14 protein-coding genes and 1 pseudogene are annotated in these 12503 nt (G+C 66.2%); 7 read left to right on the top strand and 8 right to left on the bottom strand.

All coding sequences use genetic code 11. The features are described 5' to 3' along the window. Window positions 1-8 precede the first annotated feature (8 nt). Entirely contained in the window at window positions 9-416 is a 408-nt protein-coding gene (locus M8009_RS09730) for a cupin domain-containing protein (RefSeq protein ID WP_250060646.1), read from the bottom strand. A 147-nt stretch (window positions 417-563) separates the two neighbouring features. On the opposite strand from M8009_RS09730, the gene M8009_RS09725 reads away from it, so the two are divergent. Continuing rightward, a complete protein-coding gene (locus tag M8009_RS09725; RefSeq protein ID WP_250060645.1) occupies window positions 564-2582 on the top strand; it encodes an AfsR/SARP family transcriptional regulator in 2019 nt (672 codons plus the stop codon). Window positions 2583-2830: 248 nt separating this feature from the next. On the opposite strand, the gene M8009_RS19325 is transcribed toward M8009_RS09725, so the two are convergent. Then, the gene (locus tag M8009_RS19325) at window positions 2831-3028 is read right to left on the bottom strand and encodes a BBE domain-containing protein (RefSeq protein ID WP_430886904.1); all 198 of its coding nucleotides are present in this window, start codon (window positions 3026-3028) and stop codon (window positions 2831-2833) included. Here M8009_RS19325 and M8009_RS09720 point away from each other — a divergent pair. Then, a complete protein-coding gene (locus M8009_RS09720) occupies window positions 2988-3695 on the top strand; it encodes a winged helix-turn-helix transcriptional regulator (RefSeq protein ID WP_250060644.1) in 708 nt (235 codons plus the stop codon). The two genes, M8009_RS19325 and M8009_RS09720, sit on opposite strands and share 41 nt — an antisense overlap. Window positions 3696-3772: 77 nt before the next feature. Beyond that, a pseudogene (locus M8009_RS19230) lies at window positions 3773-4243 on the top strand (alpha/beta fold hydrolase); the annotation flags it as partial. A 13-nt stretch (window positions 4244-4256) separates the two neighbouring features. Here the strand turns inward: M8009_RS19230 and M8009_RS09710 are convergent. Together M8009_RS09710 and M8009_RS09705 are read right to left on the bottom strand one after the other, a co-directional pair. Continuing rightward, complete coding sequence (locus M8009_RS09710) at window positions 4257-4730, bottom strand: D-alanine--D-alanine ligase family protein (protein WP_250060643.1); 474 nt, start codon at window positions 4728-4730, stop codon at window positions 4257-4259. Further along, window positions 4723-5268, bottom strand: coding sequence for a D-alanine--D-alanine ligase family protein (locus M8009_RS09705; protein ID WP_250060642.1), 546 nt, complete (start codon window positions 5266-5268; stop codon window positions 4723-4725). Before M8009_RS09705 ends, M8009_RS09710 begins: the two co-directional genes overlap by 8 nt. 117 nt (window positions 5269-5385) lie before the next feature. Between M8009_RS09705 and M8009_RS09700 the strand changes: the two genes are divergently transcribed. Beyond that, window positions 5386-7323: an aconitate hydratase gene (locus M8009_RS09700; RefSeq protein WP_250060641.1), complete on the top strand. Its 1938-nt coding sequence runs from the start codon at window positions 5386-5388 to the stop codon at window positions 7321-7323. Window positions 7324-7376: 53 nt separating this feature from the next. Then, the gene (locus M8009_RS09695) at window positions 7377-7634 is read left to right on the top strand and encodes a pyridoxal-phosphate dependent enzyme (protein WP_250060640.1); all 258 of its coding nucleotides are present in this window, start codon (window positions 7377-7379) and stop codon (window positions 7632-7634) included. A 66-nt stretch (window positions 7635-7700) separates the two neighbouring features. Here the strand turns inward: M8009_RS09695 and M8009_RS09690 are convergent, their stop codons facing one another. After that, window positions 7701-8990 carry a cation:proton antiporter gene (locus M8009_RS09690; protein ID WP_250060639.1) on the bottom strand — a complete coding sequence of 430 codons (1290 nt, stop codon included), beginning with the start codon at window positions 8988-8990 and terminating at the stop codon, window positions 7701-7703. Between the two features lie 58 nt (window positions 8991-9048). Beyond that, window positions 9049-9270, bottom strand: coding sequence for an amphi-Trp domain-containing protein (locus tag M8009_RS09685; protein ID WP_250060638.1), 222 nt, complete (start codon window positions 9268-9270; stop codon window positions 9049-9051). A gap of 198 nt (window positions 9271-9468) precedes the next feature. Between M8009_RS09685 and M8009_RS09680 the strand changes: the two genes are divergently transcribed. Together M8009_RS09680 and M8009_RS09675 are read left to right on the top strand one after the other, a co-directional pair. Beyond that, window positions 9469-9918, top strand: coding sequence for a YHS domain-containing (seleno)protein (locus M8009_RS09680; protein ID WP_250060637.1), 450 nt, complete (start codon window positions 9469-9471; stop codon window positions 9916-9918). Between the two features lie 165 nt (window positions 9919-10083). Then, on the top strand, window positions 10084-10419 hold the full coding sequence (locus M8009_RS09675; protein ID WP_250060636.1) for a hypothetical protein: 336 nt from the start codon (window positions 10084-10086) through the stop codon (window positions 10417-10419). An 86-nt stretch (window positions 10420-10505) separates the two neighbouring features. Here the strand turns inward: M8009_RS09675 and M8009_RS09670 are convergent, their stop codons facing one another. Next, window positions 10506-10898 carry a hypothetical protein gene (locus M8009_RS09670; RefSeq protein WP_250060635.1) on the bottom strand — a complete coding sequence of 131 codons (393 nt, stop codon included), beginning with the start codon at window positions 10896-10898 and terminating at the stop codon, window positions 10506-10508. A 45-nt stretch (window positions 10899-10943) separates the two neighbouring features. After that, complete coding sequence (locus M8009_RS09665; RefSeq protein WP_250060634.1) at window positions 10944-12497, bottom strand: c-type cytochrome; 1554 nt, start codon at window positions 12495-12497, stop codon at window positions 10944-10946. Window positions 12498-12503 lie beyond the last annotated feature (6 nt).

The following is a 12503-nucleotide window of genomic DNA, read 5'->3' as shown; positions in this document are numbered from 1 at the left end:
CCTCCACGCTATTCGGTCCTGACGATAAAGGGCGCTCCTTCGGGCCCCACTTGGAAGACGACGAAGCGGAGCCATTCCGAGTCGCTCTCATTGCGCATGACCATCACCTTCTCGGGCAACTCCTCGATCACGTCGCCCGGCCCACCGGTGCGGACGTCTCCGTCGACTTTCATGGCCCCCGAGCCTTCCAGGATGTAAACGACCACATGGCCCGTATGGTAGTGCACCGGTGAGGTAAAACCCGGTGGATACTCGACGTGACTCACGATGACTTCGTTTCCATCCTCGATCGCGAGGGGGGATTTGAGAATTTCCGTAAGTTTTGGTGCCTCGTCGGCAAAGGCAGTGCCGAGAGCCGATACAGCGGTCAACGCCCCAGCGGCAAGAAGAGGGGCGATTCTGGATGTGGTAATCATGACGAAGCCCTCCTGATGGGTAACATGCAGAACACTCGCGGTTGCTGCATGGTGAAGTTTAGGTAGCGGGCGTGATGAGAACGGGGTTGAGTGGCGTGATAGGATCGTGAACATTGTCGGGAAGTGCTGACCGACAGCGGTGGTCACATGATCGAATTGAATGTCAGGCTGTTCGGTGGCTTCGAGGTGCGCAGGAGCGCCGGGCCCATCATTGTGTTTTCGACGAGGAAAGCACGAGCGTTGCTCGCGTTTCTCGCGCGGCACCCGGGACAACCGCAAGGGCGCGAAGGGCTGGCCGCCATGTTCTGGCCCGACAGCGCCGAGTCCGAGGCGCGCCGCAACCTGCGTCAGGCGCTCAAGTTGGTGCGTCGGGCGCTCGCGGACCGGGGCGACGCGATCATTGTCAGCCAGGGCGAAGCACTGCTGCTGGAGCCCAGTGCCGTTGAGGTCGACGTCGATCTGTTCGAGCGGCTGCATGAGGCCGGCACACCTGACGCAATCGAACGTGCCGCGGCACTGTACCGGGGCGACTTCCTCGAGGGGGTGAACCTCGCCGACGGCCCCTTTGCCGACTGGTCCCTGATCGAGCGGATGCGGTTGCACGAACACGCGCTCGACGTCTTCTCGAGGCTTCTCGCCGATCGACTGGAGACGGGCAGAACCGAGTCCGCCATCGATATGGCGCTTCGCCTGCTGGCGCTCGACCCGCTTCAGGAGCATGTTCACCGGCAGCTGATCCGACTCTATCTCGAACAGGGCCGCCGCGGCTCAGCGCGCGAGCAGTACCACGTCTGCCGCGCCGTGTTAGAACGCGAACTGGGGAGCCCGCCGGAAGCCGAGACGGAACGGCTGTATCAGGAGATCCGCCGCTGCCGGGTCGAACTGCCTGCGTCCGCCTCCGAACCCTCTACTCAATCGGCGTCGTCGCCGCCTTCGCCGGCCGTGGATTACCTCCTGACGCGACCGGCGGTGGCCGTGCTGCCGTTCGTCAATCTCGGCCGCGATCCGTCACAAACCTACTTTGCGGACGGGCTGAGTGAGGACATCATCACGGCGCTCGCCTGCTGGCGCTGTTTCCCGCTGATCGCCAGCAGCTCAACCTTCTGCTATCGCGAACGCGGCGATGGCCTACACGACATCGCCGCTGAACTCGGCACGCATTACCTGGTCGATGGCTCGGTGCGCCGCTCGGGCACGAAGCTGCGGATCAGCGCTCACCTGGTTGAAGTGGCAACCGCGCGCTACCTCTGGGCGGAGCGCTTCGATCTGGATCTGCACGATATCCTGGTGGTGCAGGCTGAGGCGGCAGAGAAGATCGTGGCGGCGGTCGCGCCGGAACTCCAACAGGCCGAACTGCGTCGGATCATGACCAAGCGGACGGAAGAGTGGAGCGCCTGGGACTATTTCCTTCGGGGCTGGTCGCTCCTGAACCACTTCACCACCGACGACAATGCGCGGGCGCGGTCCGACTTCGAGCAGGCGCTGCGGCTGGATCCCGCCTATAGTGACGCCTTCATGGGGCTCGCCAGTGGCTATCTTCGCGATCTCTTCCATGACGAAGCGGCCGCTTCACGAGAGGAGGCGCTCGCGCGGGGTCTCACGGCGGCACGCGAGGCGGTGAGTCTCGATCCCAACTCCTCGGCGGCACACCACGCACTCGGCACGGCGTACACCTGGGTAGAGGACTACGAGGCGGCAATCGACGAGACCGAGCTCGCCATCGAGCTGAACCCGAGCAACGCCTTCGCTCGCATGGCCCTCGGCAACCGCCTGGATTTGATTGGCCAGACGGCAGAGGGGATCGCGCAGATGCGGCATGCGCTTCGGCTCAATCCCCGTGATCCCCGTAGGTTCAACTTCATGCGATTTCTGGCCCGCGCCCATATCGCTCTCGGCGAATACGAAACCGCCTTGCGCTGGGCGCGCAAGGCGGTGCAACTCCGCCCGGAACAGCCGGACCTGCATTTCCGACTTGCCATCTGCCTCGCGCACCTCGATCGCACCGAAGAGGCGCGCGCCGCACTTCACGCATCCGAGCGCCTGCGGCCCGGCTTCCTAGAGAGCCGCAAGCGCTGGCAGCCATATGCCGATGCCGACCGCAACGAGCATTTCTTCGCTGGCCTGCGCCGCCATGGGCTGTTCGGCCAAGCCAACTCTGCCCCATAGCGGATCCCCCCCCCGGGACCCCAGAGTGGCCTCGCCGTCGTCGGTGGCGACGTTGCCGTCGGCATAGCGAACCTGCGCCTCGGCGGGATTGCCCACGGCGAGGACATCTTCACCTGTGCAAGATTCCGGGTATGCCTCGCAGGCATGGGGGTTGTTCACCACGACCCACCACAGCGTGTAGACATGTCCCGGCTCAAGGCCAGTCGTCTCGAAGTGGACGGAGCTGTCCCCGCCCCCTCCCCTCTCGCTCAACCGGGGGCGATATTGCGATTGACGCGGAAGCGGTTGTCCGGATCCCAGCGGCGCTTGATCTCGGCGAGCCGCCGGCGGGGCGGGAATTCACGATCTGTACCGCACCTGGCGGGGGTCTCGCGGACACCCCACCGACACGAGGAGGGCCCTGCGATGACGGACTGGGGATACAAGCAGTTCTGCCCGGTGGCCATGGCCTCGGAAGTACTGAGCACCCGCTGGACCATCCTGGTCATCCGTGCGCTCTTGAGTGGCAGCCACCGCTTCAATGACCTGCGCCGGGGGCTGCCCCATATCTCGCCGGCCCTGCTGTCGAAGCGGCTGCGCGAGTTGGAAGAGCTGGGAGTGGTGAGCCGCCAGCGCGATCCCGAGACCGGCTACCCGTTTTACCGGCTGACCGAGGCCGGCGAGGAACTACGACCGGTGATCATGGCGATGGGCTGCTGGGGACAGCGCTGGCTGGAAGCACAGCTCTCCATGAAGAACCTCGACCCGTCGCTGCTGATGTGGGACATGCGACGCAACCTCGATCCCGAGCCCCTGCCGCCCCAGCGGGTCACGATTCAGATTCTGTACCACGATGTGACGCCAGGCCGGGCCAAGTGGTGGCTGATCATCGACAAGTCGGGCGAAGATGGCATCGTCGATCTGTGCAGGAAGGATCCCGGTCACGATGTCGATCTCTACGTGGTCAGCGACCTGCGCACCATGACCACTATCTGGATGGGCCTGATGACCGTGGCGGAGGCACTCGCCAGTGGCAAGCTCCGGCTGACCGGGGCACGCCAACTGCAGGCCAGCATGCAGCGCTGGCTGGGACTGAGCGTCTTTGCCGGCGAACCCAAACCGGTCAGCGCCTGAGCACCACTGTGCTCAGCGCGACCCCGACGGGGGAGTCATTGGCGGAGGAGTAAAAGGGGTACGTCCCGATTACGCGCGCCTGCATCCGCCTCGACCTGCGCGGCAGCGGCGAGTCCGACGGCTTGCTGCTCGACGAATACCTGCCCCAGGAGCTCGACGACGCCGTGGAGGCCATCGACTGGCTGGCGGCGCAGCCCTGGTACAGCGGCGAGGTGGGCATGATGGGCATCTCCTGGGGCGGCTTCAACGCGCTGCAGGTGGCCGAGCTGAGCCCCTTCGAGCCGCCGGAGCGTGCCCCCATGCCGGAGATGACCACGCTGAGCGTCGCGCCCTTCCGTCGCCAGGTGGAGCGCGACCTGACCAGCGGCATGTCGGTCTACCGCATCGCCTCCACCGGCGGCGACTGGTCGACGCGGCTGGAATGCCGCACCCAGCTCACCGCCACCGCGGAGCGCTTCCGCATCCGCGGCACGCTCAAGGCCTACGAGGGCAACGCGCTGTTCGCCCGCCGCGACTGGGACGAGGAGGTGATCCGCGAGCGGCTGTAAGCGCCATCAGGCGTCAGGGTGACGGCTCGAGTCCGTAGCGCGCCACCGCCGCCTCGAGGATCAGGCGCAGCAGCTCGTGGTAGGGGTAGCCGGCCCATTCGGCCATCAGCGCCAGCTTGCCGTCCCAATACCAGGTGGGGTTGGTGTTAACGTCGAGCAGCCGTGGCTGGCCATCCTCGCCCTCGCGGAAATCGATACGCGCGTAATCGCGCAGGCCCAGCCGGCGGAACAGCCTCACCGACTGATCGACCAGCTGGCTCCACTTGACGTCGTCGATCTCGGCGCGACGGAAGCGCAGCTTCTCCCAGTAGGGCGAGTCGGGGTCGGCCTTGGAGCCGTAGGTGAGAATCGGCGGCAGGCCGGGGTCGAGGGCGCCGTAATCGTTCTGAAGCGGCGGCAGCACCGTGAAACCCGGCGACGGATTGCCGATCAGTCCGACCGTATACTCGGCCCCGGTGAGGAAGTCCTGGATCAGCGCATCAGCCACCGCGGGCTGTCCGGCCGGCCTCCGCCTCCTGGGCGTCGTGCACCACGCAGTCGCGGGTAATGCCGAAGCTCCCGCCACTGCTGTTGGGCTTGATCAGGCAGGGATAGATGCTCGGCAACACCACCGGGTCGGCGGCAAGCTCCACGTAGGTCTCGTTGGGCACGGCGATGCCCTGCCCCGCCGCCAGCGCCCGAACCAGCGCCTTGTCGGTGGTCAGGCTGATACTCATGGGGTCGGCGCCGGTATAGGGGATGCCCAGGATCTCCAGCAGTGCCGGAATATCGCGCTCCAGCTCCCAGTCGTTACGAAAGCCGGTGTCGCAGAAGTTCAACACCAGGTCCGGCGGTAGGGCGCGCAGATCGTCGATCAGGGCGGCATGGTCGTCGAGGTAGCTGAAGCGATAGTCGGGGAGCTGGCCCAGCGCCTCACGCAGGCGCTCGACCGCCTCGAGCTCCTCGTGGCCGAAGCGGCCGTCGACGGCATAGGCATACGGCAGGCGGGGATCACCGAGCAGCACGGCCACGTTCAGGTGTCGCATGGCCTCCCTCCCCCTGGTGTCGGCGCTTGGCCACTACTCTCAGTATAAGGGCTCTTTCGCCAGGGCCGGCTACACCCGACTGCTAGACTGAAGTCGAAGCCGCGACGGGAGCGCGTCATGACACGGCTCAACGTGACCCGCAAGCTGATCGAGTCCCATCTGGTGTCAGGCAGGATGGAGCCGGGCGAGGAGATCGGGCTTGCCATCGACCAGACGCTGACCCAGGACGCCACCGGCACCCTGGTGATGCTGGAGTTCGAGGCCATGCGGGTCGGCCGCGTGCACACCGAGCTCTCGGCCCAGTACGTCGACCACAATCTTTTGCAGGAGGACTTCAAGAACCCCGACGACCACCTCTTCCTGCAGAGCGCCTGCCGCAAGTTCGGCGCCTGGTTCAGCCCGGCCGGCAACGGCGTCAGCCATCCGGTCCACCAGGAACGCTTCGGCATACCCGGCAAGACCCTGGTCGGCTCGGACAGCCACACCCCGGCCGCCGGGGCGTTGGGCATGTTCGCCACCGGCGCCGGCGGCCTGGAGGTGGCCCTGGCCATGGCCGACAAGCCGCTCTACCTGCACATGCCCAGGGTGGTGGGGGTGGAGTTGACCGGCGAGTTGCCCGACTGGGTCAGCGCCAAGGACGTGGTGCTGGAGCTGCTGCGCCGCTTCGACGTCAAGGGCGGCGTCGGCAAGGTCTTCGAGTACTACGGCCCCGGCCTCGCTGCCCTCTCCGCCATGGATCGCCACGTGATCGCCAACATGGGCACCGAGATGGGAGCGACGACCTCGGTGTTTCCCTCCGACGGCGAGGTGAAGCGTTTCCTGGTGCGTCAGGAGCGCGGCGACGACTGGCGGGAGCTGCTCGCCGATGATGGCGCCGACTACGATGAGCGTGTCGAACTGGACCTCTCCACCCTCGAGCCGCTGATCGCCCTGCCGAGCAGCCCCGGCAAGGTCAAGCCGGTGCGCGAGGTGGCCGGCGAGGAGATCTACCAGGCCTACGTGGGCTCCTCGGCCAATCCGGGCTTTCGCGACTTCGCCGTGCCGGCGATGATGGTCGAGGACCGCCGGATAGCGCCGGGCGTCTCCTTCGACGTCAACCCCACGTCGCGCCAGATCCTCGAGAACCTTGCCAGTCACGGCTACCTGTCGCGGCTGATCCGCGCCGGTGCCCGCCTGCACCAGGCCGGCTGCAACGGCTGCATCGGTATGGGCCAGGCACCGGCCACGGACCGCAACAGCCTGCGCACCGTGCCGCGTAACTTCCCGGGCCGCTCCGGCACCCCCGAGGACCGGGTCTTCCTGTGCAGCCCGGAAACCGCCACCGCCTCCGCCCTGACCGGCCGGATCACCGATCCTCGCGAGCTGGACATGGCGTACCCACGGGTCGAGGAGCCCGAGCCGCTGGCGATCAACCGCGAGATGCTGGTTCCCCCCGCTGAGGACGGCGACCTGGTGGCGCTGATCAAGGGGCCCAACATCAAGTCGCTGCCCGAGTTCGAGCCCATACCCGCCCGCTTCTCCGGCCCGGTGCTGCTGAAGCTGGGCGACGACGTCTCCACCGACGAGATCATGCCCGCCGGGGCCGAGGTGCTGCCCCTGCGCAGCAACATCCCGGCCATCGCCGAGTACGTGTTCCGGGCCGTCGACCCCGGCTTCAGCCAACGCGCCAGGGCGCTCGACGGCGACGGCTTCTTCCTCGTCGCCGGCCGCAACTACGGCCAGGGCTCGAGCCGCGAGCACGCCGCCATTGCCCCCCGCTACCTGGGGCTGCGCGCGGTCTGCGCGATCTCCTACGGCCGCATCCACTGGCAGAACCTGGCCAACTTCGGCGTCGTGCCGCTGACCTTCGCCGACCCCGACGACCTGGAGCGCATCGACCAGGAGGACGAACTGACCCTGGACGACCCGGTCAGCGCCCTCGACAGCGGCGATCAGGTCACGCTGCACAACCGCACCAAGGCGGAGCACTACACCCTGCACCACGGCCTGTCCGAGCGCCAGATCGCCATGATCCGCAGCGGCAGCCTGATCCAACTGGTGCGCGAGGAGGCGTAACCGCTGGCCACCTACACTGACCCTTAGGAAGGCGCCGCTTCCCGGAGGCCCCGATGCAGCCGCTAGCCAATGCCATGGCCCTGATCGGCAACACGCCGAAGGTGCGCGTCGCCACCCTGGACACCGGCCCCTGCGAGCCCTACCTGAAGCTGGAGAGCATGAACCCCACCGGCTCCATCAAGGACCGCATCGGGCTGTCGATGATCGAGGCCGCCGAGACCCGCAAGCGGCTGGTCATCGAGGCGGTCGAGGACCTGATCGCCGACCTGGATCAGGCCCTAGGGGGCGACGGCGAGGGACAGGTCGATTGAGTCGGTTGGCGGGGTAAGGATAGCTACCTGATAGTTGACCAGTGTGGCAACGTGAGATTACCGCTATTACCGAGGCTTGCGCGAACGCCAATAGCGAGCAATAGTGGGCTTTACGCTCACCCCGTGAACCAGAATCGACAAGGCCACCACCACCAGGATCAGGTGTATCAACTCCAGTGCGACGTCTTCTGGCAGCCCATGTTGGATGGCGTACATCAAGTAGTACAGCGAGCCAATACCGCGAACGCCAAACCAGCCCATGAGATGACGCATACGCATGGGCGCCCTGCTGCCCAGCACGCCAAGATGCACGCTGACGGGGCGGGCGACAAAAAACACAAAGGCCGCAAACCCCACGGCCCGCCAACTCCACGAATCCCAGAAGAGCGAGCCACCGATCAATAACACCAGCACGATTTCTGCCAGCCGTTCGAGGTGCTCGTTGAATTCCAGAGAGCTTTCGCTCACGTGCACGTGTGCCATTGCTTGTGGCTCCCCCTCCGGGCGTGCCTCGACAGGTGCCGAATACCCTTGTTCAAGGCCGGCCAACTTCAATTCGGTATGGCGCAGAGCCACCGCTGCACTAAACACGGCCAGGAAGCCCCAGGCATCCACTAACAAGCTGATTCCGTAGGCAAGCGCGATCAGCCCCATGCCGAGGAAGCTTTCCAGAAAGACCGTGCCCACAAAGCGGGTGCGTATCTTGTTGACCAGCCAACCGACACCAACGCCCGCCAAGATACCAATGCCGATGCCTGCACCACTTGCCCAGAGCACATCCACCGCCAGCCACCGCCAACCGGCGTCGCCGAGATCGTGCAGGCCCAGCAAGCCCAGGCCGAGCATCACGAACGGGAAGGCGCTGCCGTCGTTCATGCCGGCCTCGCAGGTCAATGCAAAACGTAATTCGTCAGGATCATCGGCGTGACGAACCTGAACCTCTGTCGCCAGTACGGGATCGGTCGGCGCGACCACGGCACCCAGCAATACGGCGGCCCCAAGGGGCAAAGCGAGCCAGTAGTAACCAAACAGCGTCACTAACCCCACGGTAAACGTCATCGAAACCACCGCCAGTTGCAGGGGAGTTCGCCATCGCTTCAGAGTCACCGGCGCCGGCATTTTTACGCCGGCACAGTACAATGAGATGAGCACGGCAACTTCGGTCAAAAACTCCAACAACGCCGACTCTTCCAGCGGATTGAAATGAAACAACTCAAAGCCCATGGGACCCACAACGAATCCGATAAGGAGATACACGATAGCGGAGGTTGCGGGCACGCTTTTGAGATAGGAGTAGGTAAAGCCCACTACCAGCAGCAGCGCACCGATCAAGATAAACCAGGTAGCGGTTGTCATAGATGACTCATCAAGTGTTTACTCATTCGCCCAGCCGCACGCGACCCGAGTCAAGTCTTCAGCGTTTCCATTTGAGCTGGAACTCTATCTCCTCCTCATCATCTGAGCGTTCGTGTTCGACAGTGAATTCGGCTCGGACGGGCACAGAGATGCGCTCGCCCGAAATCTGTATCTCGAAACGCTCCCCCTTCTCGATGGCATCTGCCAGGCGCCGTAGCTTGGCCACGAAGTCGGCCTTCGGGTACCCCTTTTCCACGTCCCGCTCTGCCTTGGACCCCATATCTCCTCTCCTCGATGACCCGATGATCGACAGCGCCCGATGCACTACCGGGCCCGAATTCAGTCTAGCAGGTAAGTCTCCCCTTCCCCCGACGGCGGAAGGCGGCCTCGAGGCCCCCGGAGTGACCCACATCGCCTGTAAGGCGGGGGGCCGTTTCTCGACAGTCCCTCATGAGCGACGGGTACCAGGAGACAAACCATGAAGCGTACAGGTTGGTGGCTGGCAACTGCCCTGATGATCGGCCTGGCCTGGTCCATGGGGGTTGCTGCCGAGGGGCGCATCTTCACCCGCGATGGCCTGGCCATCGGCGGCACGGACCCGGTGGCCTACTTCACCCAGGGCGAGCCGGTGCAGGGTTCGCCCGACTATCAACTGGAGTGGCGCGATGCCACCTGGCAGTTCGTGTCGTCCGAACATCGCGACCGCTTCCGGGCGGACCCCGAGGGCTATGCGCCCCAGTACGGCGGCTGGTGCGCCTGGGCGGCAGCACGCGGTGAGGCCGCCACGACCATTCCCGAGGCGTGGAAGATCGTCGACGGCAAGCTCTACCTGAACTTCAATCGGTGGTACCAGTGGCGCTGGGAGGCCGACATTCCCGGCAATATCGAGGCGGCCGATGAGCACTGGCCGGATATCTTCGAGCGGTGATCCCCGACAAGCCGAGCCGCTGCGCCGGAGGCCGCGCCCGGCGTGGAGCGGGTGCGAGGATGGCGTGCATTTTTCCATTGAGCTCAGCGCCCGATCTCGGTCAGGATGGAGCAAGGAACAGCTGCCAAGGATGGATGAGCAACGGCATACCGTTGGAGGAGCCATATGCAACCGCTGAGCTATTACTACTACAACGTGCTGGAAGGCCTGGAAAAACCGAGCGACGTGCCGTCGGACCATCTGCAGGAGGGCTACGACATCCTGTATCGGCACGGCGGGCGCATCGAGATCGACCTGATGCGCAGGGCCGAGGATGGCAATGCTCAGGGCGCGCCCTTCCACTGGTACGAGGATCTCGATGACGAGCAGCGGGCGAAACTGCACAAGGCCCTGGATGGCGGTGACCCGGCGAAGATCCTCAAGATCATGCAGCGCAACGGCTATGCCGGCGTGCTCTACCACCATGCCTGGGAACACTTCCGGGAGGCCGACTCGGCGTGATCGCCGCCAATGCCGGTGAATGCCCGGGTGCCGCCACCCGGTAGCGACACAGGGCCCGCGCGCGTTCGCGGGCCCTTCGCGTTGGCTCAGGGCTTGGCCATCAGGTCCGCTCGCCAGGCGCGCCAGAAGGTCACGCCCTGCAGCACGGCCAACACTGCCTCGTAGAGCGCCGGGAGCCACAACAGCCCCGAGGCAAACAGGAAGAACAGCGCAAAGACTCCCCGGAACAGGATCGACAGCAGCGCCACCAGGCGGTTGTGCAGCGGCGCGAGGGCCGCCGGCAGGTAGAGCAGTCCCAGCGCCAGCATGGCCAGGCCGGCATAGCGGGGCCAGGTGAGGGGAGCGGCCAGGTCGGCGCGGATGATCCCGAGGAAGCTCTCGGGCCACCACCACAGCCACAGGCCGAGCAGCACGTTGAGGACGATGCCGGCGAGCATCACCCGCCGAAAGGTCCGGAAAGTATCCTGTGAGGTCTGCATGTCGGTACTCCCTGGCCAGAGGCGTCGGCGCTGGAAGGGCCAGCGTCAGAAGGTCAATAGATAGTCGAGCAGGGCCGCCCGCTCCTCCGCGGTCAGCCCGGTGCCGTAGTCATGGCCCTGATTGCCGTTGCCGGGCAGGCGGGTGTCGAAGCAGAAGCCCTCGTCCAGGGACTCCCCCGGGGTGCAGGCGGGGGCCACGAAGCCCCCCTGGTCGCCGTCCAGCACGTCCAGGCCGCGCACGAAGGCCGCGGGACGCTCCTCCGGGGGCAGCAGCAGGTCGTGCAGGGTCGGCACCGAGCCGTTGTGCAGGTAGGGGGCGCGCAGCCAGAGCCCGTCGAGGGGCTGGCTGGCGTAGCCGTCGGTCTTGCGGAAGTGGCGGAAGCGGTAGCGCTCATCACTGGCGAACAGGGTGAGCTGGTCGCGGCGCAGCGTCTCGGTATAGCTGTCCAGGCGCGCCGGGTCGACGCCGAGAGCCTCGTTAGGCACCACCTCGCCGAGCCGCTCGCCCTCGAAGACGTAGCGCTCGCCCTCCTGGTAGCCGTGGCAGTCGGCGCAGTGGCGCAGGTAGAGCGCCTTGCCGGCTGCCACGCGCTCGGCCTCGGGGGCGTGGGGGCTCGGCGGCGGCGCGAGGTCGAGCAGCCAGTCGGCCACCCGCTCAATGGCCGCGTGGTCGACACTCGCCTCGGTGACCCCGGCGCCCAGGGCGGCGCTCAGGTTGCGCTCCTGCAGCGAGGCGTTGTTGCCGTCCCAGTGAAGGTCCATGCCCTGGCGGGGACGCTGCAGGAAGATCGACGGAAAGTCCGCGGTGCCGATCCGCTCGCCCTCCGTCAGGTCGGCGAGGGTCTGGTCGAACTGGATCAGCTTGTAGGGATTGAAGGTATCGACCCGCCCCGGCCCCCAGGCCGGCTGCGCCGCCAGCAGCGGGGCGAGCCGCGCGCGCGTCGCCAGCAGCCCCTCGCGCACCCGGGGCAGCACCGCGTGCCGCCACACCAGGCGCTCGACCCAGCCCAGTTCCTGGCCCTGCTCCTCCATGGCATCGAGCACGCTGTCTGGCGCCAGGCGCGGGTCGTCGGCGATCTCCAGCAGGAAGGCGATGAAGCCGTTCAGGTCCAGGTTGTTGGACGGCATGCCCGAGACCAGCCGTGGCTGCGCCTCGGGGAACTTGCGCACCGTGCCGGTGTGGCATACCGCACAGTTGAACCAACCCAACTCCACGCCGCGCACCTCGCGGGTGCCCACGCCGATGGGCAGGTCGCCCGCGGCCAGGCTATCCCCCGGGGCGTAGAGGAAGCCGAAGGCCGCGTAGCCCTGCTCGCCCAGCGCCTCGGGGAAGAGCTCGGGCAGCACCCGCCACAGCCGCACTGGCAGGCCGCTTTGCGGCTCGCTGCCGATGGAGCCGTGGCGGAAGTGCGCCTCGGGGTCGGCGTAATGACGCACCGACTCCCCGCTGTAGCGCCACAGGGTAGGCGCGCCGATCGCCAGGACCAGCACGCCGGCCAGCACCACGGCCAGCGCCAGCAGGGTCAGCGGCAGGCGCCGCCGGCGACGGCTGCGGGATGCGTCCTGCACGGCGGTGACGGGGGGCTCCTGGCGTCTCATGGCGAC

The organism is Halomonas gemina, from assembly GCF_023554995.1.
In the GTDB taxonomy this organism is placed as follows: domain Bacteria; phylum Pseudomonadota; class Gammaproteobacteria; order Pseudomonadales; family Halomonadaceae; genus Halomonas; species Halomonas gemina.
This window is presented reverse-complemented; position numbering and strand designations above follow the sequence as displayed.

What these genes read in the sequence shown, in the direction of transcription:
- M8009_RS09730 (WP_250060646.1), bottom strand. Translation starts at nt 416, where the DNA reads ATGATTACCACATCCAGAATCGCCCCTCTTCTTGCCGCTGGGGCGTTG.
- M8009_RS09725 (WP_250060645.1), top strand. Translation starts at nt 564, where the DNA reads ATGATCGAATTGAATGTCAGGCTGTTCGGTGGCTTCGAGGTGCGCAGG.
- M8009_RS09720 (WP_250060644.1), top strand. Translation starts at nt 2,988, where the DNA reads ATGACGGACTGGGGATACAAGCAGTTCTGCCCGGTGGCCATGGCCTCG.
- M8009_RS19325 (WP_430886904.1), bottom strand. Translation starts at nt 3,028, where the DNA reads ATGGCCACCGGGCAGAACTGCTTGTATCCCCAGTCCGTCATCGCAGGG.
- M8009_RS09705 (WP_250060642.1), bottom strand. Translation starts at nt 5,268, where the DNA reads ATGCGACACCTGAACGTGGCCGTGCTGCTCGGTGATCCCCGCCTGCCG.
- M8009_RS09700 (WP_250060641.1), top strand. Translation starts at nt 5,386, where the DNA reads ATGACACGGCTCAACGTGACCCGCAAGCTGATCGAGTCCCATCTGGTG.
- M8009_RS09695 (WP_250060640.1), top strand. Translation starts at nt 7,377, where the DNA reads ATGCAGCCGCTAGCCAATGCCATGGCCCTGATCGGCAACACGCCGAAG.
- M8009_RS09690 (WP_250060639.1), bottom strand. Translation starts at nt 8,990, where the DNA reads ATGACAACCGCTACCTGGTTTATCTTGATCGGTGCGCTGCTGCTGGTA.
- M8009_RS09685 (WP_250060638.1), bottom strand. Translation starts at nt 9,270, where the DNA reads ATGGGGTCCAAGGCAGAGCGGGACGTGGAAAAGGGGTACCCGAAGGCC.
- M8009_RS09680 (WP_250060637.1), top strand. Translation starts at nt 9,469, where the DNA reads ATGAAGCGTACAGGTTGGTGGCTGGCAACTGCCCTGATGATCGGCCTG.
- M8009_RS09675 (WP_250060636.1), top strand. Translation starts at nt 10,084, where the DNA reads ATGCAACCGCTGAGCTATTACTACTACAACGTGCTGGAAGGCCTGGAA.
- M8009_RS09670 (WP_250060635.1), bottom strand. Translation starts at nt 10,898, where the DNA reads ATGCAGACCTCACAGGATACTTTCCGGACCTTTCGGCGGGTGATGCTC.
- M8009_RS09665 (WP_250060634.1), bottom strand. Translation starts at nt 12,497, where the DNA reads ATGAGACGCCAGGAGCCCCCCGTCACCGCCGTGCAGGACGCATCCCGC.